1 protein-coding gene is annotated in these 353 nt (G+C 68.0%); it reads right to left on the reverse strand.

The genetic code is table 11. The annotated features are described in order from the left end of the window. On the reverse strand, nucleotides 1–353 hold a 353-nt coding region (locus ACLZOT_RS50735; RefSeq protein ID WP_416976085.1), incomplete at both ends, for a Dyp-type peroxidase.

A 353-nucleotide genomic window follows, 5' to 3' on the forward strand; every position in this document is an offset into this window, starting at 1 on the left:
CGTGGGCGTTGATGGGGACGACCAGATTCCCCGCCTTGTCCGTCTTCTCCAGGTCCATCTCGGTGGTCTCGGTGCCCCCCGACAGCGGCGCCCCGTCGGACTTGCGGCGTCCGATGACGTCCTCCTGGGCCTTGACCGAGAGGTGCTCCCAGTCGTCGAGGAGCATGCGGATACGGCGTACGACGGCGTAGGAGCCGTTCGCCATCCAGGCCGGGTCCTTCGAACCGGCCGGGTCATTGCCGCCTGGCTCGGGCACGAAGATCCGCTGGTCGAAGTCGGCCTCCGTAGGCTTCGGATTGCGCGTGCCGTCCATCTGGCCCATGAGGTTGCGGGCCGTCATCGGGTGCGAGGTG

This window comes from Streptomyces sp. 4F14, assembly GCF_048159485.1.
Lineage (GTDB): Bacteria > Actinomycetota > Actinomycetes > Streptomycetales > Streptomycetaceae > Streptomyces.